The organism is Clostridium homopropionicum DSM 5847 (assembly GCF_001263795.1).
GTDB classification, from domain to species: Bacteria; Bacillota; Clostridia; order Clostridiales; family Clostridiaceae; genus Clostridium_H; species Clostridium_H homopropionicum.
Genome location: NZ_LHUR01000027.1, coordinates 175231 through 200764, shown reverse-complemented (window position 1 = coordinate 200764; position 25534 = coordinate 175231). Strand labels below are relative to the sequence as shown.

At 29.6% G+C, this 25534-nt stretch carries 34 protein-coding genes and 1 pseudogene; 29 read left to right on the top strand and 6 right to left on the bottom strand.

Going from position 1 to position 25534, the window contains the following annotated elements; genetic code table 11:
- The first annotated feature begins 70 nt into the window (after nucleotides 1-70).
- The 12 genes and pseudogenes from CLHOM_RS12145 (at nucleotide 71) to CLHOM_RS12095 (ending at nucleotide 9660) form a co-directional block, all read left to right on the top strand.
- Nucleotides 71-1351 carry a recombinase family protein gene (locus tag CLHOM_RS12145; RefSeq protein ID WP_242846779.1) on the top strand — a complete coding sequence of 427 codons (1281 nt, stop codon included), beginning with the start codon at nucleotides 71-73 and terminating at the stop codon, nucleotides 1349-1351.
- Nucleotides 1352-1495: 144 nt separating this feature from the next.
- Nucleotides 1496-1732, top strand: a complete 237-nt coding sequence (locus tag CLHOM_RS12140) for a single-stranded DNA-binding protein (RefSeq protein ID WP_052221957.1) — start codon at nucleotides 1496-1498, stop codon at nucleotides 1730-1732.
- Nucleotides 1733-1891: 159 nt separating this feature from the next.
- Nucleotides 1892-2860 carry a hypothetical protein gene (locus CLHOM_RS18550; RefSeq protein ID WP_200903913.1) on the top strand — a complete coding sequence of 323 codons (969 nt, stop codon included), beginning with the start codon at nucleotides 1892-1894 and terminating at the stop codon, nucleotides 2858-2860.
- Nucleotides 2861-2880: 20 nt separating this feature from the next.
- Nucleotides 2881-3915: a hypothetical protein gene (locus CLHOM_RS12130; protein ID WP_052221956.1), complete on the top strand. Its 1035-nt coding sequence runs from the start codon at nucleotides 2881-2883 to the stop codon at nucleotides 3913-3915.
- 30 nt (nucleotides 3916-3945) lie between these two features.
- On the top strand, nucleotides 3946-4389 hold the full coding sequence (locus CLHOM_RS12125) for a hypothetical protein (protein WP_052221955.1): 444 nt from the start codon (nucleotides 3946-3948) through the stop codon (nucleotides 4387-4389).
- A gap of 27 nt (nucleotides 4390-4416) precedes the next feature.
- Nucleotides 4417-6162 carry a DUF262 domain-containing protein gene (locus CLHOM_RS12120; protein ID WP_052221954.1) on the top strand — a complete coding sequence of 582 codons (1746 nt, stop codon included), beginning with the start codon at nucleotides 4417-4419 and terminating at the stop codon, nucleotides 6160-6162.
- Entirely contained in the window at nucleotides 6159-6548 is a 390-nt protein-coding gene (locus tag CLHOM_RS17960) for a CPCC family cysteine-rich protein (RefSeq protein WP_074782832.1), read from the top strand. Before CLHOM_RS12120 ends, CLHOM_RS17960 begins: the two co-directional genes overlap by 4 nt.
- Nucleotides 6549-6605: 57 nt before the next feature.
- On the top strand, nucleotides 6606-6941 hold the full coding sequence (locus CLHOM_RS12110) for a hypothetical protein (RefSeq protein ID WP_052221953.1): 336 nt from the start codon (nucleotides 6606-6608) through the stop codon (nucleotides 6939-6941).
- Nucleotides 6942-7051: 110 nt separating this feature from the next.
- A complete protein-coding gene (locus CLHOM_RS12105; protein WP_423230639.1) occupies nucleotides 7052-8020 on the top strand; it encodes a virulence RhuM family protein in 969 nt (322 codons plus the stop codon).
- Nucleotides 8021-8547: 527 nt separating this feature from the next.
- Nucleotides 8548-8941 (top strand): annotated as a pseudogene (locus tag CLHOM_RS18710) (hypothetical protein); the annotation flags it as partial.
- A gap of 76 nt (nucleotides 8942-9017) precedes the next feature.
- Entirely contained in the window at nucleotides 9018-9383 is a 366-nt protein-coding gene (locus tag CLHOM_RS12100) for a type II toxin-antitoxin system RelE/ParE family toxin (RefSeq protein ID WP_052221951.1), read from the top strand.
- Nucleotides 9376-9660, top strand: a complete 285-nt coding sequence (locus CLHOM_RS12095) for a helix-turn-helix domain-containing protein (protein WP_052221950.1) — start codon at nucleotides 9376-9378, stop codon at nucleotides 9658-9660. The genes CLHOM_RS12100 and CLHOM_RS12095 overlap by 8 nt, the downstream gene beginning before the upstream one ends.
- A gap of 400 nt (nucleotides 9661-10060) precedes the next feature.
- Here CLHOM_RS12095 and CLHOM_RS12090 read toward each other — a convergent pair whose 3' ends face one another.
- Both CLHOM_RS12090 and CLHOM_RS12085 read right to left on the bottom strand, forming a co-directional pair.
- A complete protein-coding gene (locus tag CLHOM_RS12090; RefSeq protein ID WP_052221949.1) occupies nucleotides 10061-10468 on the bottom strand; it encodes a type II toxin-antitoxin system HicB family antitoxin in 408 nt (135 codons plus the stop codon).
- Nucleotides 10469-10527: 59 nt separating this feature from the next.
- Nucleotides 10528-10710, bottom strand: a complete 183-nt coding sequence (locus CLHOM_RS12085; RefSeq protein WP_052221948.1) for a type II toxin-antitoxin system HicA family toxin — start codon at nucleotides 10708-10710, stop codon at nucleotides 10528-10530.
- A gap of 211 nt (nucleotides 10711-10921) precedes the next feature.
- Between CLHOM_RS12085 and CLHOM_RS12080 the strand changes: the two genes are divergently transcribed.
- Complete coding sequence (locus CLHOM_RS12080; RefSeq protein WP_052221947.1) at nucleotides 10922-11251, top strand: hypothetical protein; 330 nt, start codon at nucleotides 10922-10924, stop codon at nucleotides 11249-11251.
- Here CLHOM_RS12080 and CLHOM_RS12075 read toward each other — a convergent pair.
- Nucleotides 11232-11369, bottom strand: a complete 138-nt coding sequence (locus CLHOM_RS12075; RefSeq protein WP_052221946.1) for a zinc ribbon-containing protein — start codon at nucleotides 11367-11369, stop codon at nucleotides 11232-11234. The two genes, CLHOM_RS12080 and CLHOM_RS12075, sit on opposite strands and share 20 nt — an antisense overlap.
- Nucleotides 11370-11492: 123 nt before the next feature.
- Between CLHOM_RS12075 and CLHOM_RS12070 the strand changes: the two genes are divergently transcribed.
- The 12 genes from CLHOM_RS12070 (at nucleotide 11493) to CLHOM_RS12015 (ending at nucleotide 21055) form a co-directional block, all read left to right on the top strand.
- Nucleotides 11493-11897: a hypothetical protein gene (locus tag CLHOM_RS12070; RefSeq protein ID WP_052221945.1), complete on the top strand. Its 405-nt coding sequence runs from the start codon at nucleotides 11493-11495 to the stop codon at nucleotides 11895-11897.
- Nucleotides 11898-11979: 82 nt separating this feature from the next.
- The gene (locus tag CLHOM_RS12065) at nucleotides 11980-12345 is read left to right on the top strand and encodes an HNH endonuclease signature motif containing protein (protein WP_200903912.1); all 366 of its coding nucleotides are present in this window, start codon (nucleotides 11980-11982) and stop codon (nucleotides 12343-12345) included.
- A gap of 95 nt (nucleotides 12346-12440) precedes the next feature.
- Nucleotides 12441-12779, top strand: a complete 339-nt coding sequence (locus CLHOM_RS12060; protein WP_139205638.1) for a hypothetical protein — start codon at nucleotides 12441-12443, stop codon at nucleotides 12777-12779.
- A 236-nt stretch (nucleotides 12780-13015) separates the two neighbouring features.
- Nucleotides 13016-13720, top strand: coding sequence for a sigma-70 family RNA polymerase sigma factor (locus CLHOM_RS12055; RefSeq protein ID WP_052221943.1), 705 nt, complete (start codon nucleotides 13016-13018; stop codon nucleotides 13718-13720).
- A gap of 10 nt (nucleotides 13721-13730) precedes the next feature.
- On the top strand, nucleotides 13731-13853 hold the full coding sequence (locus CLHOM_RS18830) for a hypothetical protein (RefSeq protein WP_278321736.1): 123 nt from the start codon (nucleotides 13731-13733) through the stop codon (nucleotides 13851-13853).
- A gap of 348 nt (nucleotides 13854-14201) precedes the next feature.
- Nucleotides 14202-14396 (top strand): hypothetical protein, encoded by a 195-nt coding sequence (locus CLHOM_RS12050; RefSeq protein ID WP_052221942.1) that lies wholly within the window; start codon nucleotides 14202-14204, stop codon nucleotides 14394-14396.
- A 357-nt stretch (nucleotides 14397-14753) separates the two neighbouring features.
- A complete protein-coding gene (locus CLHOM_RS12040; RefSeq protein WP_052221940.1) occupies nucleotides 14754-14990 on the top strand; it encodes a hypothetical protein in 237 nt (78 codons plus the stop codon).
- A gap of 317 nt (nucleotides 14991-15307) precedes the next feature.
- Nucleotides 15308-15973: a hypothetical protein gene (locus CLHOM_RS12035; protein ID WP_052221939.1), complete on the top strand. Its 666-nt coding sequence runs from the start codon at nucleotides 15308-15310 to the stop codon at nucleotides 15971-15973.
- Between the two features lie 361 nt (nucleotides 15974-16334).
- Nucleotides 16335-17417: a hypothetical protein gene (locus tag CLHOM_RS12030; protein ID WP_052221938.1), complete on the top strand. Its 1083-nt coding sequence runs from the start codon at nucleotides 16335-16337 to the stop codon at nucleotides 17415-17417.
- A 29-nt stretch (nucleotides 17418-17446) separates the two neighbouring features.
- Nucleotides 17447-18901 (top strand): hypothetical protein, encoded by a 1455-nt coding sequence (locus CLHOM_RS12025; RefSeq protein ID WP_052221937.1) that lies wholly within the window; start codon nucleotides 17447-17449, stop codon nucleotides 18899-18901.
- A 536-nt stretch (nucleotides 18902-19437) separates the two neighbouring features.
- Entirely contained in the window at nucleotides 19438-20139 is a 702-nt protein-coding gene (locus CLHOM_RS12020) for a DUF6088 family protein (protein ID WP_052221936.1), read from the top strand.
- Entirely contained in the window at nucleotides 20123-21055 is a 933-nt protein-coding gene (locus tag CLHOM_RS12015; RefSeq protein ID WP_052221935.1) for a nucleotidyl transferase AbiEii/AbiGii toxin family protein, read from the top strand. The genes CLHOM_RS12020 and CLHOM_RS12015 overlap by 17 nt, the downstream gene beginning before the upstream one ends.
- A 216-nt stretch (nucleotides 21056-21271) precedes the next feature.
- Here the strand turns inward: CLHOM_RS12015 and CLHOM_RS12010 are convergent, their stop codons facing one another.
- Together CLHOM_RS12010 and CLHOM_RS12005 are read right to left on the bottom strand one after the other, a co-directional pair.
- On the bottom strand, nucleotides 21272-21985 hold the full coding sequence (locus tag CLHOM_RS12010) for a transposase (protein WP_052221934.1): 714 nt from the start codon (nucleotides 21983-21985) through the stop codon (nucleotides 21272-21274).
- A complete protein-coding gene (locus tag CLHOM_RS12005) occupies nucleotides 21970-22278 on the bottom strand; it encodes a DUF4372 domain-containing protein (RefSeq protein ID WP_052221933.1) in 309 nt (102 codons plus the stop codon). The genes CLHOM_RS12010 and CLHOM_RS12005 overlap by 16 nt, the downstream gene beginning before the upstream one ends.
- 64 nt (nucleotides 22279-22342) lie before the next feature.
- Between CLHOM_RS12005 and CLHOM_RS18545 the strand changes: the two genes are divergently transcribed.
- Complete coding sequence (locus CLHOM_RS18545; protein WP_175478654.1) at nucleotides 22343-22504, top strand: hypothetical protein; 162 nt, start codon at nucleotides 22343-22345, stop codon at nucleotides 22502-22504.
- Between the two features lie 192 nt (nucleotides 22505-22696).
- On the opposite strand, the gene CLHOM_RS12000 is transcribed toward CLHOM_RS18545, so the two are convergent.
- Entirely contained in the window at nucleotides 22697-23368 is a 672-nt protein-coding gene (locus CLHOM_RS12000) for a Crp/Fnr family transcriptional regulator (RefSeq protein ID WP_052221932.1), read from the bottom strand.
- Nucleotides 23369-23476: 108 nt separating this feature from the next.
- On the opposite strand from CLHOM_RS12000, the gene CLHOM_RS11995 reads away from it, so the two are divergent.
- Genes CLHOM_RS11995 through CLHOM_RS11985 form a run of 3 tightly spaced genes read left to right on the top strand, consistent with a single transcriptional unit; the run spans nucleotide 23477 to nucleotide 25531 of the window.
- Nucleotides 23477-24013 (top strand): flavodoxin family protein, encoded by a 537-nt coding sequence (locus tag CLHOM_RS11995; RefSeq protein WP_052221931.1) that lies wholly within the window; start codon nucleotides 23477-23479, stop codon nucleotides 24011-24013.
- 2 nt (nucleotides 24014-24015) lie between these two features.
- Nucleotides 24016-25017, top strand: coding sequence for an NADH:flavin oxidoreductase (locus CLHOM_RS11990; protein WP_052221930.1), 1002 nt, complete (start codon nucleotides 24016-24018; stop codon nucleotides 25015-25017).
- Nucleotides 25010-25531, top strand: coding sequence for a nitroreductase (locus CLHOM_RS11985; protein WP_052221929.1), 522 nt, complete (start codon nucleotides 25010-25012; stop codon nucleotides 25529-25531). The genes CLHOM_RS11990 and CLHOM_RS11985 overlap by 8 nt, the downstream gene beginning before the upstream one ends.
- Nucleotides 25532-25534 lie beyond the last annotated feature (3 nt).

Genomic DNA, 25534 nt, shown 5'->3' with positions numbered 1-25534 from the left:
CATAAAATAGAATAATTTTTTTTTAGAAACAACTGGCGAGCCGAATACATTGAAAGGTGTACGTTCGGTTCTGAGGGAGGGCTATATAAATCTACCTATAAGGAAAGGCGATATAGTTCTACCCTACTTGCAATACATCCGTAAGTTAAAAGAGAAAAACATTGCAGTGTATTTTGAAAAAGAAAATATAAATAGTCTGGATTCTAAGGGAGAAATTATGCTTACCATTATGGCATCCCTTGCCCAGCAAGAAAGTCAGAGTTTAAGCCAGAATGTAAAGCTTGGTATTCAATATCGATACCAACAAGGCATCATTCAAATAAATACTAATAGGTTTTTAGGATATACAAAGGATGAAAACAAGCACCTTGTAATTGTTCCTGAAGAGGCAGAGATAATAAAACGTATTTATCGAGAATATCTTGAAGGCTCTAGCATGGATAAGATAAAAAAAGGACTTGAAAGAGATGGAATATTGACAAGTGCAGGTAAAAAAAGATGGCATACCAGTACAATTCGAAAAATACTAAGTAACGAAAAGTATATGGGGGATGCACTGCTCCAGAAAACTTATACCGTAGATTTTCTTACAAAAAAGAGAGTCCAAAATAACGGTATTGTTCCACAGTATTATGTGGAAAATAGCCACGAAGCTATAATTCCAAAAGAGATTTTTATGCAGGTTCAAGAAGAACTAATTAGAAGAAGTACAGGACATATTAGCAGCAGTGGGAAGAAAAGAAACTTTAGCTGTAGCCATCCATTCTCACAGATTGTTTTCTGCGGGGAATGTGGAGAGATATATCGCAGAGTTCATTGGAACAACCGTGGCAAGAAATCTATTGTATGGCGATGCGTCAGTAGACTTGAGAATACAGGGTTAGCTTGTCATTCAAGGACGGTGCTTGAGGATTTATTAAAGGACGCAGTTGTAAAAGCTATTAATGAACTGCTGGGTCAAAAGGATGATTTTTTAGAAGTTCTTAGCAATAATATAGAAACGGTAATTAATGAGCAGGATACCAGTGCAGTAGCTGAAATAGAGAAAAAGCTAGAAGAATTACAAAAGCAACTATTAATACGAGCCAATTCTAAGGAGGATTATAACGATATTGCTGATGAGATTTACCATCTGCGAGAAGAAAAACATAATGCTTTAGCAGAAGAGGCAGAAAAGAAAGCAGTGAGCCAAAGACTTATGGATATGACAGCTTTTCTAAAGGAGCAACCAACGCTTATTGAAGAGTGTGATGAGCAGTTGATAAGGAGATTGATTGGAAAGATTATGGTGTATGAAGATAAATTCAAGGTAGAATTTAAGTCTGGCGTAGAGGTTGAGGTGGAGATGTAAAGAATTGTAACACTCTTTAGGTTTATAAAGTCTAGAGGGTGTTTTTTTCTTTTAAGATATGCGTGAATAGTTTGACTTTTAAAGATTTAAAAATATATAATGATATTAACAATGTTGTTATTATGATTGTTAAGGAGAATCAACATGATTGATGTAAATGAGTTACTAGAGATAGCAATTAAAGAAACAGAGAACCTTATGGATGATGAAATATTTTTAGTAAAAGATTTATTTAAAGGCTACGAGTGGAATAGGATACCTCGAAACGATAGGCTATTACTTGGAACATTGTTTTTAAATTATGTAAATAAAACAAATGGTAAAATTCTAGCTATAGAAAAGACTTCTTCAGGGCAGCAGAAGTATAAGGTGATTTTATGATTATAGAATGTACAAAAAAACTAATCTTGTTGAACTTAACAAATGGGTTGGCAGAAGCTTGATGTGTGGCTCTTTGGATTATGCTCATCTAATAGATTTACTGAGATAAGAATTGAAGTGCATAGACTAATTGGGGTTGATAAAGTGAGGGGTATATATATGATTGATAAAGCTATTCAAATTGATGATTTGACGGCATTAAGGGTAGGGTTTAAGGAGTTTTTAAATACTAACTACAAGCAGTTATCTTATAAAGATATAATTTGCAGTGAAGCTTTTTATATCTTTAGATACGATTTTGGAATAGAACCAATTGAAGTGCTATCTAGTGAAGATGGGATTGAAAGATATAGGACAAAGCTGATGGAACACTTCTCAGATAGGGGAAGGAAAAATCCTAAATCAGATGCATATACATATTGCCGTAATATCAAGTTATTAAAAGAATATGTTACTGGAAATACTGTAAGTTTAAGTGTTGGAAAAGGGGAAAAGGAAGTAGCAACAAGAATACTTAGAAAAAATAGAAATAGAGAAGATATTCCAAGACCTAGTGAGGATGAAGTAATAAAGTATCTTGAACTATGGGATAACTTAGAAAATTACAAATTTCAAGAAGCGGCATTAGATAAATTGTTCTTTGTAACATATCCTTCTAATACTTTAATGGAAGATGTGCTGGTAAAGGTGTCTACATTAAATGATTTTTACAGCACAAATATTTTTGCAGCATATAAGGTGGCTAAACACATTATATCATTAGATATTGATGAGCGATTAAAAAATGGGGATATAACTCTTGTAGATGATATAGCAAAGATTGAAATGGATAATGGGAATATTAAAAACTTCTATTCCTTTGCATCAAAATATTGTAGCCACCATAAGCCACTTGATTTTCCTATTTACGATAGTTTTGTTGATACTTTGCTTAAGTATTTTAGAGATAAAGATAACTTTTACAAATTCAAAAATGAGGATTTAAAGGATTATGTAAAATTTAAAAATATATTGATTGAATTTCAAAGATATTATGGTTTGGAGCAATTCAACCTAAAGAAAATAGATAAGTATTTATGGTTACTCGGAAAAGAAAAGTTTCCGAAGAATTATGGTAAGAGTAAATGAGATTAAGTGGGGGGAAGCTAATGGATTTGGTTAATATAAAGGTAAGACATAAAGTGTTTGGTGAAGGGATTATTATTGCTAAAGAAAATTCATATATTACTGTAAAATTTCAGAATGATGAAAAGAAGTTTATATATCCAAATGTTTTTGATGGATATCTAATAACTGAAAGCAGCGACATTGCTGAGAGTATTAAACGAGAAATAGAGAGTATTAAAAAGCTTGAAAATGAGAAAAAAGAGCGATTGGCTGAATTGGAACAACAAAAGCAAATTGAAAAAAATAATGGTGATAAATATATAAAAGTTAAAACAAAGGTTTATCCACGTGCCAATATTGCGTTCAAGTGTAATTTTTGTGATGGAGGATACTCTGATGAACAAGTTGGGTTTAATGGTGTTTGTAGTGATGATGTAATCAGAAATAATATTGAATTAGAGAAACGCACATGGTGCAGTTCTGAGGATTGTGCTTGTGGACAATATCTAAAAGGTGATATTACTCGTTTTGAATTAGATGCTTTATGTAATAATGGCGGGTTTGTTTGTTATGAAAGTCAAATGCTTAGGGAGTGGAAGGCACTTGCAGGTATTGTACAAACAGGTGAAAAAAAGGGTCAACCTATGAAATTAAACAAAGTACAAAACAATAGTTTGTGTGTATTAACAACACGTGACCCCAATTCTTCAGAAAGGGAAAGATACATATTTGGTGTATTTCTTGTAGATGAAACATATGAAGGTGATAACCAAGAGGAAGGATATGTAACTACAAAATCTAAGTACCGTATTAAGCTTTCTCCGAAAGAAGCGCATAAAATGTTGTTTTGGAATTATCATGCAAATGATAACCAACCAGAGGTAGCAGTTTGGAGTTCAGGATTACATAGATATTTTGGAGATGAACAGGCTATTCAAATACTGCAAGATATTGCAAAATTGAAACAAGGCACTGAGGAAGAGAAATTGGCTAATGAGTTTTTATTATATTTTGCTAGAATAAATGATATTGATATAAGTACTGTGCCAGAAAAGAGTGGAGCATTGAAAAAATAATAATTGGATTGATAAAGGATAAGGTATTATATGCGTATACGAAAAATAAGAATTATATCTAACAATATCTGTTATGGGCCAGAACCTTCTCCAAAAGATGAAGTAGAACAGCATTTAACAATATCATCCAAAGGGCGAGTATGGTTTACAGGTTATAACTATGCTGATGGTTTTGGAAAATATAAAATCGGTAGAAAACAACAGTTTAGTATTGAAAAGAAGATTGTTGATGAAATATTTAATTTATTTTCTCAATACTATGAAAGGAATCAGCTACTTTGCTATGCAACAGATATAGGCATATGGAAAATGGAAATTACAGATATAGAGAATAAAAAATATACTTTTAAAGGATCACTTTGTGGGGCAGTATCCGTTGGAGACACGGATTTAACAGATTATATACGAGAACAGATTCCAATTGATGATTTGTTTATATTTGATAATATTAGTGTGGATAAAGATGAGAAATAATAAATAACTTGTACAAGGAGGGTAATTATGGCGTTTCAAACACCATTAACAATTAATGAGGTAATAGGAAATATTCATTCTAAGAAATATTTGTTACCTTCTATACAAAGGGAATTTGTATGGAGTACCAATCAAATAACAAAATTATTTGATAGCTTAATGAGAGATTATCCCATAAATGCATTCTTATTTTGGAAAGTTTCAAAAGAGAATGTAAGCGAATTTAGATTTTATGAATTTTTAAGAGATTATCATCAAAGGAAAAAAAGACATAATGAGAAAGCCAATCTAAATGGAAGTGAAGATATTATTGCAGTGCTAGATGGACAGCAAAGATTAACTTCATTATATATAGGATTAAAAGGATCATATGCATATAAATTATCTTACAAAAGGTGGGATAATGAACAGGCATATCCTGTTAGGAAACTTTATCTAAATCTCCTTGGAAGTTCTGATGATCCAGAATATGAATATGAATTTGAGTTTTTAACTGATGCAGAATCAAAAAATAATGATGAAAATCATCATTGGTTTCCAGTAGGTAAAATTCTTGATTTAAAAGAACAGGGTGATGTGAATGAGTATTTAATTGAAAATGATTTGTCTTCTAATTCAGATAAAACAAAGGCCAAATTTGCAAATAGAACATTATTCAAGTTACATACGGTTATTCATACTACCCCTATAATCAGTTATTACTTAGAGCAAAGTAAAGAATTAGATAAGGTTCTGAATATATTTATTCGTGTAAATAGTGGAGGTACAACTCTAAGTTACTCTGATTTATTACTTTCGTTTGCAACAGCACAGTGGGAAGAGAAAGATGCACGTGAGGAAATTAATTCTTTTGTTGATGAGATTAATGAAATAGGACGAGGTTTTAATGTAAATAAGGATTTTGTTTTAAAAGCTTGTTTAGTATTAAGCGATTTCAATGATATATCTTTCAAAGTAGATAATTTTAATAAAAGCAATATGTTAAAAATACAAGACAATTGGGATGACATAACAAAAGCCATTAGAGATGCTATGAAGTTAATTTCTAGCTTTGGGTTTAGTAGGGAAAATATCACATCAAATAACCTAATTATTCCAATTGCTTATTATTTAAAACATATCGGTTTACCAGATAATTTTGAAATTAGTAATGCTACAATAAGTGATAGGGTAAAAATTAAGAAGTGGTTTACAAGAGCACTACTAAAAAGAGTATTTAGTTTTATGCCAGATGGTGTATTAAAGCCGATTAGAGATATAATTAATAAAAATAATGGCAAGGAATTTCCACTTGATGAAATTATTAATCATTTCAAGGGTACAAACCGTACGTTAGTATTTACAGACGAGGATATTAAAAATTTAATGTATTCTAAATATGGACATGGTGATACTTTGGTTATTATGTCAATATTATATCCGTGGGCAGATTTAAGAAATAACTTTCATGTTGATCATATGCATCCCAAAAGTGGTTTTACAAAAAAGAAACTACAAAAACGTGGGATTTCAGAAGAGAGTATAGAGTTTTATTTAGAAAATTATAATTATATTGGGAATTTACAACTATTAGAATCTATACCTAACATAGAGAAGAGTAATATGGATTTTGATAAGTGGATTACAGATACTATTTCTAAAGAAACTATGGATGATTATAAGAGTAAGCATTATATACCTAAAAATATAGATTTAAGCATTACAAACTTTGAGCAATTTTTAGATGAAAGAGAAAAAATGATAATTCAAAAACTAAAGAGTGAATTGCTATGAAACAAAAGGAAAAGTATAGATGCCCTTGTTGTGGAGCGTTATCTTTAGATGAAGAAAATAACTTTGATATATGCTCTTTATGTGATTGGGAAGATGATCCTTTGCAGAAGAAGAAACCAAATCTAGGTGGTGGGGCAAATCTAATGAGCCTTAATGAGGCTAAGGAATATTTTTATAAAGAAATATTGTATCAAAAATTAATAGGACATAATCACTATTGTCCATTGCTTGATAAAAACATTGCAGATGGATTATGTTACGAAATAATTATGGTAATTGAAAGAATGTTAGTTTTTTCTACAGTTCCAGAGATAAATGGATTTTCAAGAGATGAAGTGTGTAAGATTTGCAACTCTTGTCCAATAAATAAGGCTATGGAGGATTAAGGAAATTTAATCAAGAAAGGGCTTAGTCAGAAATGAAAGGTTTGTAAAGGTGATTATATGGCAAAGCATGAGTTTGGGATTATGCAAAATGAACCTATGTATGAAGAGAGATTTGATGAATATGAACCTAAGAAATATAAGTGCATTGAGGTTGATGATGATTTTATCCAATCAATTTTAGTGGATTTGAAAAATATAGATTGTTATTGGCACACTCTTCAAATTGCAGGGAAGGGGCTTGCATATTGTGGGATTACACTTATACCACCAACTTCAATTAATATGTTAATAAGAATTCTATCAATGCAAGATAAATTAGAATATAATGATTTAATTTCTTTAGCCAATCAAGCAAAAGAAGAAAATAAATATATAATTCACTTTGGAATATAAAATCTATCCTAGCAGCTAGAAGAACATTTGGAAAATAAAATATTATTTTTAGAAAGGAAATCAATATGGCAGATAAAAAAATACAAATCCGAAATAGCACAGTAGATTTTATGGTTTTTACCAAGGATGCTGGCAGTGACTCCATAGAAGTGCGTGTGCAAGATGGCGATGTTTGGTTAACTCAAAAAGCCATAGCTACATTGTTTGATATAGATAGAAGTGTAGTAACAAAGCATTTTAAAAATATATTTGAAACAGGCGAGCTTGATGAGAATTCAGTTTGTGCAAAATTTGCACAAACTGCTGATGATGGGAAGACTTATAAATATAAATTCTATTCATTAGCAGCTATTATTGCAGTTGGTTATCGTATTAATTCTCAAAGAGCAACGCAGTTTAGACAATGGGCAACAAAGGTTTTAGAAACTTTTACAAAGCAAGGATACGTTTTAGATAAAAATAGATTGATCAATGGTCAAATCTTTGATGAAGATTATTTTGAACACTTAATTTCTGAAATTCAAGAAATAAGAGCTAGCGAAAGACGTTTTTATCAAAAAATTACTGATATATATGCAACAGCAGTGGATTACTCTAAGGATAGTAAGATAACAAAAGACTTTTTTGCTACGGTACAAAACAAAATGCATTATGCAATCCATGGAAATACAGCGGCAGAAGTTATTGTTGCAAGAGCAAATCATAAGAAGGAACACATGGGATTAACCACTTGGAAAAATGCACCGGATGGCAAAATTGTAAAAGCGGATGTTTCTGTAGCTAAAAATTACTTGTTAAAGGAAGAAATAGAAGAACTTAATGAGATTGTGACAATGTATCTTGATTATGCAACAAGGCAAGCACGTAGGAGAATTCCTATGACTATGGCTGACTGGGCAGAAAAATTAGATGCATTTCTAAAATTTAATGATGCTGAAATTTTACAAGATAAAGGCAAGGTAACAGCAGAGATTGCAAAAGCCTTTGCCGAAAGTGAGTTTGAAAAGTATCGTGTAATTCAAGATTCTTTATACAAAAGTGATTTTGATAAATTGATGGAAGAGAGCGATATAAAGTAAGAAACTCTTGTGGATTTATTCCCGAGAACAGAGAAAATTAAAAAAGTGGTATTGACCTATTCCCACGAACGTATATATCAAAAATGTGTAAAAAGTAGGGCGTTCATACACTCAAAATAGGTTGTGACATCAATCCAAGCCCTATTAGCCATGTTGAGGTGGTAACACTACTTGTGAGGGAGTGAAAGGACCGAAGAAGCAGATGTTCCACCCATGCAAGGAATGCCCAAGAAGACGAGTGAAACGAAGCCTGATTGGTGCATTCTACTGCTGAGACGGTTGTCAAGATAGATAAGAAATAGGCTGATATTAAAGGTTGTGAAGGTTTTTTAAGTAAATATTGGAGTGTGTTTTATGTTCCCTCAGACTGATAAGTTTGGGGGAATTTTGTATATTATAGATTAGTTAAAAAATCCTTATTAGAATTCCAATATTTAATTTTATCTTTAATATTGTTATTTAATTCTGAATCAAGTTTCTTAAAAGAAATACTAAAGATTACAGGAAAAACAGAAAAGTCTTCACATTTCTGGTATATAAAGTTCACAGCAAACTTTTTTTAAAAATCAGCTTAATGCAGAACTTGAAACAGCTCTCTTAGTAATAACTACATCCTATATGCGAAGTGAAAGTATAATACAGTATATGAAAATATAACTTATATAAATCCACAAGTTTCATTAGAGAGTGGATAGATGCAGTAATTGCCTGCCAAGAAAATAAAAACTTAAAAAATACTTTAACATCTATTGTATCTAAGCTTTCAGATATGAGAATAGTAGGAGCATAGCTTGATTATCTTCTTTATGAGCCTATGAAAGAATTTATAACTATGACTATTCTTTTGATAGGAAATATACCATTAATGTATCATTAGCGGCTGTAATAAAGTTAACCAAGCCTGTAGAATACAAGATATAAAATATTGACTATAGTTATCGTATATGATAACATGCAATTAATAAATGCATATATTATATAAGAGGGAGATATAAACGTGGATTGGAAGGTTGAATTCTACCAAAGAGAAAATGGTAACATCCCTGTAATGGAATTTTTATCATCACTCTCACCTAAAATGAGAGCAAAAGCATATAGTGAAATAGAACTTTTACTAGAGCATGGCATTTATTTAAAAGAACCTTATGTAAAACCGATTAAAGGGGAACAATACAAGGGAATATATGAATTAAGAATAAAAATAGGATCAGATGCATCAAGAATATTTTACTTCACTTATCATAGATATACTTTTGTATTGTTGAATGGATTTCTTAAAAAGACAGATAAAACGCCAAAGCTAGAACTTGAAAAAGCAAAAAGATATAAAGAAGATTTTGAAATGAGGTGTGAAGATGAGTAAAGCAAGTGTTGATTTCTCTGTTATTAAAGAGGAGCTTATGCAGGATAGCGAATTTAAAGAAGAATATAATAAGCTAAAGCCTCGGTATGAGTTGATTTCTGAGGTGATAAAAGCAAGAAGGGAATTAAATTTAACACAAGAAGAATTAGCTTCTAGAATGGGAACTCAAAAATCAAATATTAGCAGGCTTGAAAGTGGAAATTACAATCCTTCTTTAGATTTTTTAAGTAAGCTTGCAAGAGGGCTAGGAAAAGAAATTCATATAGAACTAAGATAATATTTAATAATTTTACACGCAGAGCAAAAGCACTGCGTATTTTTATTTAACAATCAAAAGAGTAGCTTGTTAGGCTACCATTAGTCAGTAGAGTGATATTTTAGTTTTATAATTTATACTATATTTCCGTTAAAACCATAGGGTCAAAATCTATGATTTTTTTTGAAAAAGGTTTCTAGAAATTGATAGATAAAAATAATATCTACTACAATTTCCAATAAAATTAGTATAAATTCTAGTTTATCCACTAAAATATCACTCCTTATTCGGTTTTTTATTATATATACACAATTCTTATATTCTAAATATATGTATTAGGTAAAATATTATGCTAAGAAGTAATAAAATATAAATAAAAAAGAAACGAGGTCAAAATCTCATTTCTTTTTTATAATTAATGTTACTTATAATCTTTTATTCCAAGTTGTTCCTTTAAAGCTACTTGAAGGATTTGAGAAAAATTAACCTTTTTTTCTTCAGCTATTTTATTGAGCCAGTAAGGAATAGTTAATGTTTTCTTTATAGCTTTATTAGCCATTTCATTACGAATGAGTGGCATATATGCTTCAATTGGTACTATGAAAGAACCGTTAGGAACAATTATATCTTCTGGTAAAGTGGGTTTAGGTATATTTTCGTTATCGTCTTCCATACTGTAAAGATGTAACTCTAAAGCATCTTTTGCTATTAATAAAGATTCTTTTAGATTGTTACCTTCAGTTATACAACCAGGTAAATCAGGAAATGTAATACAGTATCCACCAACTTCACTAGGTTCAAATATAGCGGAGAAAATGTAAGTATCCATGCTTAAAAACCTCCTTATTTTATAATTTATCTTATATTAATCTTAAACAAGTTGGGCTTTTATTTAAGTCCAACCTGTTTAAGTATTGAGTTCAGTGTTCCTGGCTTTAAATCTTTGTTGTGATTTGGGATTGTTATTTTACCAAGCTTTGTTTGATGTACTAGGTATATAAGTGAACCTCTTTGATTCTTTATCTGCCAACCTTCTTTAGTTAGAATTTTTATTAGTTCTTGTGGTTTCATCTCCTAGCCTCCTTACAATTATATTGTAACACGTACAATAATACGTATAAATATTTTGCGTATAAAAAAATAAGAAAATATTCAATTATTTTCTATGAAATTAATGCAAAAAATCATAAAAGGGTTAGTAGAATAATAACCCTGAAAAATAACTATAATAATATTTGATTTAGCATAAAATATAAATAAAAAATATTGGAGTATAAATGTTATGAACGAGGTTATAAAAGAAAGAATTAATACCTATTGTGAATTCGTTAAACGTGGCAAACCAACTGCGATGATAGCAATACAAAATAGGTATGTAGATGATGCTATAAAAATTGTAACGAAAATATATAATTTAAATACTTATATAGAAAATTTATCAGAAGGTTGGAAAATATTATGGATTTACAAAGATAATTATATGTTAGATATAATAAAAGAAATGCCTGAACAACCTAAGACTGTCTATGAACATTGGGTATTAGGCAAAATCTTTGGTTATTCAGACGAGTCCATAAAAACTTTTATAGAGACTAAAGTTTTACATAAGTAGTTTTATGGCATTTTGGACATGGTGGCAAAGTATCTGAATCTTGGTCTAAATGAACTATTTCACTACAAGTAGTACATTTATAGTAACCTTTCCCTGGTTTTTCTCCTGTTGAATACATAAGTATCACCTCCTTCAATACCATATTTCTACATTTAATATTAAAATCCTTCATAAATTGTAAAATAAAAGAAGGATAATTTAAGAAAATGTTGAAATAAGTATTTGAAAGGAGGTAGATAAATTGTATCAAACAAGCATAAGAAGAAGAAATAATGACTATTCGAAGGATTATTTTGAAGAGGAAGAACGTAAGCCAATTAAATTTGTTTTTCCGAATGATAATGAAGGAGATAGAACTATGAGTGATAAAGATATTAGTCCACAAGAAAGTATAACAAAATATATAAGAGTTATGCTTTTAGATGAAAATAATAAGCAAATTACCTATGAAAGAAAAGATGGGTATAGAACAACTGTAGAAGATGGATATGAAGATTTAAACCTTATAGAAGATTCTATTAAGATAAGTTTATATCAAACTGCAGAGCATATAGAACTATATAATAATAAAAAATATAAAGTAATTAACAGAAGTTTTATGCCTTGTTGTCCAGTATGTTTATACCTTACACTTAAGGAAATATAAATAGAGAATAGTTGAAAATTAAAAGAACTCTTAGCAGGGTTCTTTTTTTAATGCGTAAAAACAAGTAAGAAGGTGAACGAATGTGCCATCAAAGAAAATATGTAGATGTGGGAAGTTAATTGACATTGATGAAATAATGTGCCCTCAATGCAAGGAACGTAAAGAAACTAAAGTCAAAGAATACAATAAACAAAGAGGTTCTTCATATGAACGTGGATATGATTCTAAATGGCAAAGATATAGAATTAGATTTCTAAAACAAAATCCATTATGCTCTGAATGTTTAAAAGAAGGAATATATACTCCATCAAAGACAGTGGACCACATAGTTCCTCATAAGGGAGATATGAAGTTATTTTGGGATAGAAATAATCATCAAGCATTATGTAAAAGACATCATGATATTAATACCGCTAAAGAAGATGGAGGATTTGGTAATGGGGCATAAAAGGGGATAGGGGGGTAAATCTCTACAGAACCTTTGCCTAAGACCGTGTGTCCCATCACGCGTGCAAAAATCTCTGATTTTTTACTATGGGTGGAGTGAAAACTAGTGATTATAGAATTATGATTAAAAATTTAAAAGAATATTTTAATAACTTAGATAGATTAGAGCAACTAAAACAAAAGAAAAGTAACATTGAAGATTTTTCACAAAAGGTAAAAATAACTTTAGGAATTATAAATTTAGAGAATAGATTATTTGATTTTACATATGGAATAAGAAATTATCTTAATGATGAGGAACAAAAATATATTAAGTTTAAATATATAAATAAATTCAATAATAAAGCATTAGAAGTAATATTTAATAAGTCTGAAAGTACCTTGCGTAGATTTGAAAAGAAGATAGTAAATAAGCTTTTCGGTAACATATATTAGAAATTCACGCAATCTTTATTCAGAACTAAGTATAGAGAAATTATAAAATTATCCACAAAATAAGTATGCGAATATTATGAACTCCCTAAAAAGAGCATCTAGAGTTTTTAGAGCCCCTAAAAGGAAATATCCGTCCTTTTCGGCTACATTAAAAAAGTATCCTGACATTCCTGACTCCATAAAAAGGGTATTGCAAGTCCTAAAAAATAGGAGTCGCAAAAAAGAGGTGATAAACAATGACTAATGAGGAATTAGTTGCTTTATATCAACAAGGAGATAAACAAGCCTTAGAGAAGCTCATAGAAAAGAATACAGGTATTATTTATAAACTAGTTAATAAGTTTTATATTGGAGGTACCAATAGTATAGATAGAGAGGATCTAGAGCAAGAGGGTACTATAGGACTAATTATAGCAGCTAATAAATATGACTTTAATAATCCTAATAAGGCTCAATTTATAACTTATGCAATACATTGGATATATCAGAAAATTCATAGATATATTATTCAAAAGAACACCAATGAAGAGATAAGTCTAAACACACCTACAGGTGAAGATGGGGATATAGAACTCCTGGATTGTATTGAGGGAGTAGATTATTCTTTTGAAAATATAGAAGAAAAATTATATAAGCAGCGGCTAAGGGAAGAGCTGGAGGATGTTATGAATAGTTGTAATACATTAAAGGAAAGAGAAATACTGAAGCTCCATTATGGATGGAATAACAATAAATGTATGACATTAAATGATATAGCGCAGATATTCTCAATTAGTGGGGAAAGAGTTAGGCAGCAAAAAAGCCAAGCTATGAGAAAAATAAGACGTACTATTTGGGGAAGGCTTAAAGCAAAAGAGTTACATGAGCAAAAGAAAAATAAATCTTCATACAGTGTTTCAGATCTAATCGAAAGCATGAGTTTTGCAGAAAGGTATTTATAGGAGTGATATCATGAATCGTGAAGAAACTATTAAGTTAGCTGAAGAATGGCTTAAGAGTGTTCCAGATATAAAGAAAAATATAAGGGTAATAGATGCTGAATTGAAAAAGGATATTTATGATATAAAAACTTAAAAATACAAGGAATAGACTTCATAGAAAACTAGGTAAAATAATTAAAGCAGTAAGTGCTTTAAATGATGAAGAGCAAAGGATAATCTGCTATAGATATTTTGATAAGTTTAGTTATAAGATTATATCAATAAATGTAGGATATTCACTAAGAACAATAGCAAGAAGGCTTGAAAGTAGTAAATTGACTATTGGAAGAATAATGTTTGGATTTGAGGATGAATTTTTTAGAGAAATAGATCAGTATAGTATTCATTAAGATGGGTACTTTTATTTTTTATGATTTCAAAGGAGAAAATACCTCAAATGTAGAAAAATTATAAAAAGCATGTTATTGGAAGGAGAGATACTATGATAATTTTACAGCCAATAAAAGAATATTTACCTATTGCTGTAGCCTTTTTTGGAGCTTTCTTAGCTTATATTTTTGGAAACAGGAGGTATAGAACTGAGCGCTTTTATAATGAAGCAACAGATAGCTTGAAAGACTTTTATAGCCCTCTTTATCATGAAATGAGAATGATAAAATTAGATATGAATAAGTAGAATGAAGAAGAGCTGATAAATGAATTTTTAAAAAAATATTTGTCAATTAGTACTCAACTTTATAAATCGTATAATGCAAGATTAAATGAGCTATTTTATGATTTAGATGATACATTTAGAGAATATAAGATTAAAAAAGACAATATAATTTTAGACAAAGCAATAAACATATTTGATAGAATTTTTAGCTTAACTAAAAAAGAATATGATGACATTCAGAAAAGCTTATACAAGCAATATCCGTGGTATAAATACTTGAATCAAAAAAGTTTTATAGTAAGATTTTTAATGGATTTAAGCACGCTATTTTATGAGGCATGTTAATTTTTAGCTATTTGCTGGTTGCTTATTTTCTATATGATAGGTATTAATAGAATTACTGGACAAGCTGAAATACCTAATATTATTAAAAATAATTTTATAAGCATTACTCTAATAATTATTCCTTTGTTTGTGTTTTCAATTATATTTAGATTACCATATTTCAATGTGGTAATGGGTTATAAAAAAGAAAATAAGATTTTAAAAAATATTAATGAGATGATTTTGAATAAGATCAAATCCATACTTAAAGCTATTAAAGAACCTAATTAGATAAAAACATTAAGACTTATAGAATATATAAATGAAATTAGAGGAAATTATAGTACTTTGTAAAAGTAATAGCTATAATGAATTTTAACATCATTTTAAGGAGGACTAAGTATGAATAATATATTAAATCCCCTTAAAAGTCTATATACATATTAATTCTACACATACATAAAAAATTGTTTTTGTAATAAATGTATAAGGCTACTAATAAGTTATGTTTATCAATCAACAGCCTGGGCACTTAAATAAGTGATTTTTTATTTAGATTAAAAGAGATTCTATCCATAATATAGAATACAATTCATGGGGTGGTAGATATGAATGAGGATAAACAAATGTATTATTTCAACAACGAAAAAAGGTTTATTGCTGATCCAATTATGTATGGTTTTAAGGCTTTTTATAATTTAATAGATTGGGCAAGAGAGGATCTTTATGAATGGTCGAATAAGACTATAAAAGAGAGAAGAGGATCTTTTAGTGTAGGGGATATTCTATCTTACAGGGGAGAAGTTTTAGAACAGTGTTTCAATAGTGCAATAGTGTTAAATGTATATGCAATATTAGAAGATGGATTAAAAAGGATAAGTGAATTTTACGAGTCTAATATACAATCCAATGTTGAAATAGAACATTTTAAATTTGATTTATTTGAGCCTAACAAATTAAACAGTAACATTAAGAAATACGCATCTTATTTAAAAGCAATTGGAATAAGTATTGCGAAAAATGAAAATTACCAAGTATTAGCTAAATGGACGATAATAAGAAATTCCATAATACATAATGGTGATGAAATAATAGACGAGAAAAGAGTAAAAGTGATAAAAGATATTGTTAAAATTGACTATACGCTTGAAGAAGTGTCATCATATTCATTTGCTATAGAATTTGAAGCATTAGAATTATTTATAACAACAGTTGAAGAGTACTTAATTTCTATTTTTAATTATGAAATACCAAGCTTAAAGTTTGAAAAATAGTGGTACTGGCCTATATTCTATGTAGGTGTACAGATATCTTCGTAAAAAGTTATATTATTATAAGGGATTTTTATACATATATATAATTGGAAGAGAGACCTTTTTTGTAATAATTACTTGTTAAAGAAGAAAAATTATATTTAAAAATAGGAGGAATATGTAAATAGAAAGTATCAGCAGAATATGGGTGCTTTTTTATTTGAAATATAGACAAGTTGTGGCAAAAGTAGTAAAATTTAATAAAAAAAGAAACCACTTTGACGACTAAATCTACGGTGGTTTCTAATAATTGACTTTATTTCCTTTTAAGTATACTCATTATATCAAATACTAAAAGGAAAGTAAACAATGGAGGGATATTTTGAGTGAATATAGTATTTTCAAGCATAGTTTACACCATGTAGATAGGGAAGAAAGTAGGGTAGAAGAGGATCGGTTAGATAAAGGTAAAGCTGAAGAATACGTACATACTATAATAAATAAAAGTTTAGATGCTGAAAATGTTAGAAGATTTAAAATTAAGAGAGAAAGCACAGAAACGATATCATTAATAACGGCATACATAAAAAGATTAATTGATGAATATAATAGTGACGCAGCTGCAACTATTGCTGAAGGGGAAGAATTTAGCATTGATATTATTTCAAGTAATATTGCTAAAAGACTTCTAGAGGCTGAAGAGAAAGCTCAAGAAAAAATTCTTAAACTAAAAACGGAAATTAGAAAAGGAAGTCTGATTCAAGCTATAATAATAGATGAAGATGATAATTTTTCTTACATTTTAGCAAAAGTTGAACATGTAAATATATTAGATAAATTAGATTGGGAGCAACATACTGGGTTACCATTAGAAAAAGAAATTCTAAAAACATGCGTTATTTCATTTAGTAGTTCTGCTGAAATAGAAGAAATAAAAATATTTGATACTAATAAAGTAATATCAGATTACTGGAGTAATAAATTATTAGAACTTGAACCGCTTACAACAAACGAAGATAATACACAAAAATCTTTTAATGAGATAAATAAAGTATTAGTTAATAATGTTAAGAAAGTATCTCGAGCTGATTATACATTGTTACATAATAGTTTACTAGGATATTATAATCAAAATGAGGGCTTTGATTATAATGAGCTTATAGAAAAAGTATTTACAAATTATAAACCTCAGGAAGAAAAAGTAGATATCGAAAAACTAAAAACGAAATTACATAAGATACCCGAAAACCGATTTGATAGACAATTTGAAATAGCTCCTGAAGCAATACGTAATAAAAAGAAAAAAACTTACAGTATTAGTGATGACATTGATTTAACTATTAAGGATAATATTGAAAACTTAAAAGATATTATAAGAACCGAGAAATCTAATAATGATGAGCTATTTATAAAAATTAAAGTAAGTAAAGAAATTTTTAAAGATTTTAATTTCAATAATATCTAAAATATTTAATATAAATGGAGGGAGTGAAGATGTATAAAGAAATAATACAGCAATTAGCTAATGATTATGCAATAAAAGATTACAGAGAAAGTTTTAGTAATGTAATTATTAATATTGAAACATCTTTACTCCTAGCACCTAATTTTGAAAGTGTTAAGAATTTTATAGATAAAATTTCAAAAAGAGATAGTATTAGATTTAAAATTTTAGACGGAGAATTTGTATTTGCTCAATATTCTAATGGATCATCTATTGAAAAATTCGTTAAAGAAATAAATGAAGGTATAAATGAGGAATGCGAAAATTTATATAAAATTAATATAGAAATTGTAAAAAATGTGGTTAATAATGAATTGTCTATATATGACATTAAATTATTTCTAGAGCATTTAAAAGAACAATCATTAAGAGGACTATTATATGAATTTAATACAATTCTAAAAGATAATTACATCATATTTAGATTACAAAAGGATAATATCAATTTCGCAAGCAATTCAATATTCTTTTCTATGGAAGGAGAAGAAATAAACTACAATACTTCAGAACGTGATAATCAATTAAATCGCAGAATAGAGGTTTGCAATTTTCTTAATAGTTCAGAATATAAACTTTTGGCAAGTGATTTTGAGTTTTGTAACTATAATAATACTAATGCTGAAGATTATCTAAAATTGGAAAGTATAATGAATAAAATGAAAAATGTTTTGGCTATTATAGGAATATGTGATATATCTGCAATAGATGAGAAAAATCAAATTAGAGTAGTTTTGAATGGATATAAAAGAATAGAGTGTTTAATAAATTATGAAGATAATTTTGATGCTATGGTAGATCAATATTATAAAATTTATCAATGGCTTTATGATGGTGGAAACTTAAGTGATAAAGTTGGAATAGCAAGAAATATAATATCTTTGCAAATAAGTAACAATAATTTACTTTCAATAGAAAAAAATACATTAGATTCAATTAGATCTTCGTATGAAATATATTTAAAAGAAAGTGTAAATAAGTATTTGGAATTAAGAGCCAACATAAATAAGAATATACTAATCTTATTGAGCAGTTTAGGAGGTCTAATAGATGAACTTATTAGTATAATTTTAAGATTTATTGTAGGAGGGTTGTCGGTAGTTTTTACTGTAATAGTTATGAATTCAATTACTTCAGGAAATTTAGTCGAAGTAATTACAGGTGACTTGGCTATTATTTGTATTGGAGCAATCATTATTTTAAATATTATATTATTTGGTATAATAGTTCCTAATATCAAAGATAAGTTTAAGAGATATGAAAATGAATTTGAAGATATGAAAGAAACATATAGATACATTTTAAATCCAGAAGATCTTGATAAAATATTTGATAAAAACAAGTTTATAAATGGGAAAAAAGAAGATTTTTCTAAAGGATTAAAGAAGTATATGAAGTTGTGGACTATTATTCAGATAATCTTAGTAGCTACAATACTTATTGCATAATTTATGTATAAAGATATATAATTTTAAGCAGATATTATTTATCAATGGTAGCAAAACTACTAATCTGCTACTAATGTGTAAAGTAATAATATAATTTACTTAGATTTATAAAGTTTTAAAATGATAATAAAGTTTCCTCTAACCCTTGAAAATGAAGAGGTGTAATGATTTATTATAATCGGACAAGAATTATAATGATTAGACTATAGGATAAAAGGGACACGTGGAGTGCTGTTGTCTGCTATATAAAAGGTAAACACATTTGTATGACTTGATTTTGAGATGCTATAAATATGTCTATGTACACGAAAAAATGGATTACCGTTGAGAATAGGGATATGAAAAATATACAAAATTTAGAAGCGTAAAGAGCATTCATTAAAATTGGATGCTCTTACTATTTATAAATTTAAGTTTATCGCAAATGTATATTAAATAAAATTTTGTTTATAATAATAATGTCAAGTAAAAATCAAAAAAACTTGACGAATAAGGTTCATAAATCATATAATTTAATTAGAGAGAAGGTGATATTTTTGAATTATCAACTTGAAGTAAGAAAAAAGATAGAATCATACCCAGCTAAGGAGTTAATTATTGCTAATAGGTTTTTAAGGGAAAATTTATCATACATTCCTGCGAATGCTTATTATAAAAGTATTGAAAGAATGTTAAGAAATGGTGAATTAGAAAAGGTGGCTAAAGGGGTTTATTGTAGACCTAAAATAACTAAGTTTGGTAAAATATCAGCTAGTGAAGAAAATATATTAAATTATTTTATTGGAAAAGAAAATCATACAGGTGTTGTTGTAGGTTATAGATTATATAATAAATATGGGATTACAACTCAAGTATCTAAGACAGTTAAGATTTATTCAAATATTTTAGATGAAGAGAGAAAAGTTATTAAAAATGTTGAAATAAAGAAAATAAATATATCAATTAATTCAAGAATTAAGAGAGCAATTGAACAGTTGGAAATATTAGAGAATCATAATCAAATTGAAGAGATTGATAAGAAAAAATTGGTATACCTTCATGGGATTATTGCAGAAGAATATTCAGATGAAGTTTTTACAAATGTTTTAAGAAATATGAAGTATAAAAAAAGAACTATTGCTTTTTTAGAAAGTATTTTAAAGAGTAGAAGAGTAGAAAATACTCTTTCACAATTTTTAAATAAGACATCAAAATATAAAATACCAGCAATGGAGGAATTTTATGAATCTGCATACTAATAAAGAAGATTTTGAAGATTTATGTGTACTCACAAGCGAATATATAGGAATTCCTCAAGATGCTGTAAAAAGAGATTATTATATTGTAATGTTACTTCAAAATTTACAAAATAGCAATTTTGCTAGTGAATGTGTTTTTAAAGGTGGAACATCATTAAGTAAATGTTATCCAGAATCAATAAATAGATTTTCAGAAGATATTGATTTGACATTTATACCAAAAGAACAATTAAGTAACAACCAATATAGTAAAAAATTAAAAAAGATAGAAAAAATAATAATCGGAGATGCAAAAAGCGAAAAGATAGAAGATGAACGTAGTGATAGAAGTAAAAGCTCATATGTGTGGTTTGAAGAAGACAGTAGAGTTAAATTAGAGATAGGTTCAAGTGTTATGCCAGATCCTTATGAAGAAAAAGTTCTAAAAACTTATATTCAAGAATTTTTAGAGCATAAAAATATGTGTGATGAAATAAGAGAATATGAATTAGAAGAAGTTAACATTAATGTATTAAGCATTCAAAGAACCTTTCTTGATAAAATTTTTTCAGTTAAAAGGCACACAATAGATGGAAATATAACTGAAAAAGTAAGACATATATATGATGTGGCACAATTGTATAAGATGAAAGAAATAAAAGATTTTATTAATGATAAGAATGATTTAAAGAATCTAGTAAAAAAAATCAAAGAAACTGATTCGTTTTATTTAGAAAAACGTAATAAACCGTCTAAGTATAATCCTATTGAAAAATATAATTTTAATTTGTGGAAGAGATATTTTACAGATGATGTTAAAAAAAGCTATGAATCTTTGCATGAAAACTTAGTGTATGGAAATAAAAAGCAAAATTTTAAAGAAGCAATGGAAACCTTTAATTCAATAGGTTCTTTATTTGAGAATATCGATGAATAAAATATACTGAAATATTAATTAGGGGCTCTGTCGCTTTAAATGTTGCATTAATGAAGCAAAATACTATTGACAAAAAATCAAGAAGCAAATTGTTAATAATTTTAACTATTTGCTTCCTTGTTATGTACGATTGTCTTTTTGTGGAATATTATTACATTTTCCAAGTGCGACTTAGCCTATTCTCTCAAAAGGCAAAATTTTTAATTTTGCTATGCGTTAGCCTGCCCTTATTACCTCTTTAAAATCTTCACTAAAAAATTCTAAAAGATTTGACCTTATAATACGCGTTAGCGTGAGCATAGAAAATTTTACATTTAACATTTTGCCATTTATATAAATAAGCAAATAAGATATCAACGCTGCAAATATCTGTATTTTAATCGCATTTTCATTATATCCTATAAAACGTTTTATTCTTAAATTTTCTTTAATCCATTTGAAAAATAGTTCAATTTCCCATCTTTTTTTATAAATATTTATTATATCTTCAGTACTTAAATCAAAAATATTAGTTATAAAATATATATCCTTTTGTGGATAAGCATTAATTACTCTCTCCTCCATAATAACAGCATTAGTAACACCTCTGGTAATGAACTTTATCCTATCTTTTGTTAGTTTATCATACAACTTGTAACTATAATATCCTCTATCAAAGATATAGATGGATGATTTGTCTTCAAACATACTATCAATGCATTTTCTATCATTTACATTACCTTTTACTATATTAATTTTTTCTGGGTATTTGCCGTTGTATAAGGTACTTATTTTTATACCAGATCTTTCGCTGTCCATTTTCAAATGTGGAGCAACCTTTAATTCTAATAAAATTACTGTTGAATCAATAATTTTTAACGGTGGCAACTCCTTCTTCAGCTTAACGGCTCCAAATTTTTTTTGAGCCTTTTGAGTTAAATAACAAAACAAATCTTCAAAACTCTATAATCTCTTGTAGCATTTTTCCTTGAAAATTGTGATACACTTGGCACATTAATTAGTCTTTTTAATTTTGAATTAGACGAAGTCTTACTTTCAAGTTCTCTAAGACTTTTACAACCTCGAATATTAAAGTATAACATAGAAAATGAATGTGATTTAGTATCGAAATGTTGAGTTCTATAATCTGTTTCATATTTCTTGATGATATTATTAAGAAAGTTACCTTCAATTCCCTCTATTAATTTATGAAAAACTAGCTTATTATTTTTATTAAGAAACATTTAAAAAACCTCCTTGTGAATGGTTGCTTGTCACTTCCATTTAAACATAAGGAGGTCATCCCAAATGGATAGTACCAGTTTATCACATACAAAGTGGAACTGTAAATATCATATAGTGTTTATATATGGTAAAGGCAATTGGTATGATATACCCTTGGATGATTTTATTGAAAATGTATGGTTTGAATTAAAAGAAGAAATGAAGATTCAAAAGGAAATAAAGTAAAATATTTAAACAAAGTAATTATATAATTCTTGCTTATAGATCGTAGATTAAATAACATTACTGTTAACAAATGTACAAAAAACACTGTTGCATTTTTTTGCAACAGTGTTTTTTGTATCATTTTTAGCAGAAAAAACTAATTTATTTAGATATAATTGATATTGATTGAATAAGGATTCAGGGCATTTGATGCTAAAGTGTTTCCATAGAACAATATTTAGCTAATGCAGAAGAATCAATTACTTCAATCTGTTTTCTGCGTGTTACAATGATATTTTCATCTCGCAGATAGGCAAGACCCCGTGTTAAATTTACACGACTGATTCCAAGAATATTAGCCAGATCATACTGTGTAATTCCAATAAAGCTTTCTGACTTAATATCTTTACTGACCAGAAGTAGATAGAGCAGATTACAAAGCTTTATGAAAGAACTGTTGTACTCCTGATGTGCATTATCATATAAAAGCAGATTGGCATAGGTAGAAAACCAGTCGATGACAGCGGAGCGCACATTGTAATTGGCTTCAAACATGGTGTGGAATTCTTCTTTTGTAAATTCCAATACTTCCATGTCAGTCATAGCAATTGTAATAATGGATTTTTCGATTTTATAGTCTTTCTGGTGATAGCCAGGAAATACGGTGCCCTTTCCATGAAATGAAACAATCTTGCGATGCCCGTTTTCATGCTCAATATAATTTTGTGCAACTCCAGAGATGATGTAGTGGATTGTATGAAAAGGTTCGCCAGGCTCCCATAAGTAATCGCCTTTATGGAATGTTTTCTTTTTATGTGGCTGTGACAAAAAGTAGTCATAGCATTGTGAAAAATCGTTTGTAAAAAAATAACGTGGTGTAAGCACGAAATCAGCTCCTTTAGAATTAAAATAGAACACCTCTATTTTACTAAAAATTCTATGATTTGCAAGGAAAAAAGAGCTGATAAAAAATAAAGAAAGGATGAGTAACAGATGAAAATTGTAGTATTAACTGGAAGCTCGCATAAAGCCGGAACCTCTTCTTTACTTGCTGAACGTTTTATTGAGGGTGCCAAAGAATCCGGTCATGAAGTTTATCGATTTGATGCTGCCTTTAAGAACATCCATCCCTGTATTGCTTGCGATAAGTGTAAATGTGGGGAGAATCTTTGTGTCTTCCAAGATAGCATGGCAGAACTGTCACCGCGACTTATAGAGGCCGATTTGATTGCTTTTGTGACGCCTCTATATTATTATGGCCCGTCTGCTCAAATTAAAGCACCTATAGATCGCTTCTACGGCATTGATAATATGCTGCGCGGGGCAGGTAAAAAGGCTGTGCTGCTTGTAACAGGTACGAATAATCGGGAGTGGGCAATGAAAGGCATTGTAGGAAATTATACCGAGGCACTCCAATATCTTCAGTGGCAGGATTGCGGACAAGTGCTAGCGAAAGGCTGCTGTACGCGGGAAGACATTGAAAAAACCGACTATCCACAGCAGGCTTACCTGCTAGGAAAGGGGTTATAAGTATGACAGCAGAGTTCTCTAATCTTGAGGCTCCAATTAAGATTAATGGGAAGACTATAAAAAACAGAATCGTTGTACCACCGATGGCTGATTTTGGATTAACCAATCCAGATGGATTGATAAGCGAACGACACTTACAACATTATCAGAGTTTTGCTGATGGTGGAGCTGGTTTGATTATTATAGAAGCCTGTGCGACTTCAAAGCTGAAGGAGCCAAGGAACACTATTGGTATCTTCGATGATAATTGCCTGGAAGGATTAACACTTCTTGCACAGGCAGTAAAAAAGAATCATGCTGTAGCTGTTGTGCAAATGATGAATACAGGCCTGTCTGCTATGAAAGAAAATTCACTAAAAGAAATCTCAAGGGCACAGTTCCTTGTCTATCGATATGACTTCGTATCCGCAGCGGTTCGCTGCAAAACTGCCGGATTTGATGGTGTAGAGCTTCATGCGGCACATGGCTTTTATCTGAATCAAGTTACAGAGTGCAACAACCGAATCGATGAATATGCAGATGGAACACGGTTATTAGCTGAACTGATTATTGCGATTAAGGAAGCCTGTGGCTCTGATTTTCTTGTTGATGTTCGCTTTGGGCATCACAATAAAAAAGAACTAATAAAGATAGCCAAAACTGCTGAAACTGCCGGAGCAGATTTCTTGAATGTATCTTTTGAATGCTACTACTTTGATGGATGCCCGGAATCTTTCCCTTATGAAACAACTGTTTTCATGGCATCATTAGTAAAAGAAGTATCAACGATTCCTGTCATATGCGTTGGTGGTATAACTTCCGCAAAGCAGGCAGAAGATATTCTTGAAAAAGGCTATGCAGATATGGTGGCCGTTGGACGCGGGCATCTGTGCGACCCAAGCTGGGCAAATAAGGTATTATGTGGAATAGAACCTATTCCATGCAGAAACTGCAGGAGTTGTTTATGGTACATAGATGGAAGAAAATGTCCTGCACGAAAAAATGGAGGTATAAAACATGAGTGAGTTACTTGAAAAAATGAAAACAAGAAGAAGTGTAAGAAAGTATAAGCCTGATATGGTGCCAAAGGAAATCATTGATAAAATCGTGACAGCCGGTACCTATGCTGCTACGGGAATGAATAAACAGTCACCAATTATTATCGCTGTGACAAATAAGGAACTGCGAGATAAGCTTTCCAAGCTGAATGCAGAGATCATGGGAACTAATAGCGACCCGTTCTATGGAGCCCCTGTCGTTCTGATTGTGTTAGCTGATAAGAATTGGGTAAATCGCGTTTATGATGGTAGTCTTGTTATGGGGAATCTGATGCTGGCAGCACATGATCTTGGTATTGGCAGTTGCTGGATTCACAGAGCAAAGGAAGAATTTGAGCGTCCAGAAGGAAAAGCAATTCTGGAATACCTTGGTATTGAAGGCGAGTACCAAGGTATTGGACATTGCATTCTTGGTTATGCAGAAGGAGAGTTGCCGAAAGCATCACCAAGAAAAGAAAATTACGTCTACTACATTGAATAAGCT